The sequence below is a fragment of the Vibrio sp. 2033 genome, assembly GCF_033339735.1.
In genome coordinates, this window is record NZ_JAWOVC010000556.1 from 1 (window position 1) to 603 (window position 603).

Sequence of the window (603 nt, forward strand, 5' to 3'; positions counted from 1 at the left end):
CAGCCAGCTAAGCCACTGAATGAAGATATCAACGCTGATGTCGCGATTGTTGGCGGTGGTTACACCGGACTTTGGACCGCCATTATGATCAAACAGCAAGCACCGAAAAAGCATGTTGTTGTGATAGAAAAGGGTCTGTGCGGCAGTGGCGCGTCTGGAGCGAATGGTGGTTGCATGCTGACTTGGTCGACAAAGTTTCCGACCTTAAAACGTTTGTTTGGTGAAGCTCAGGCTGCTTGGTTAGTCAAAGAGTCCGAACAAGCCGTGCTTGAAATTGACGCGTTTTGTAAACAGCACCATATTGATGCTCAGTTGTCACTTAAAGGCGTGTATTACACGGCAACAAATCACGCGCAAGCGGGCAGCATGCAACCTGTCGTCGATGAGCTTTCACGTTTAGGCGTCAATAGTTGGCGTCGCTGCAAAGAAGATGAGCTGCACGCGAATACAGGCTCGCCCCGTCATCTTGAAGGTTTCCATTCTTCGGTTGCTGCTAGCGTCCAGCCCGCCTTGTTGGCTAGAGGTTTGCGCCGAGTCGCATTAGAAATGGGGATCGAAATCTTCGAAAACACACCAATGACCAAATTGGATTTTGGCCAACCA

General features: G+C 49.9%; 1 protein-coding gene. It reads left to right on the top strand.

Annotation, left to right across the window (positions count from 1 at the left end):
• Positions 1-603, top strand: a 603-nt coding sequence (locus R7P74_RS27765) for an FAD-dependent oxidoreductase (protein WP_318123890.1), incomplete at both ends; no start/stop codon positions are given.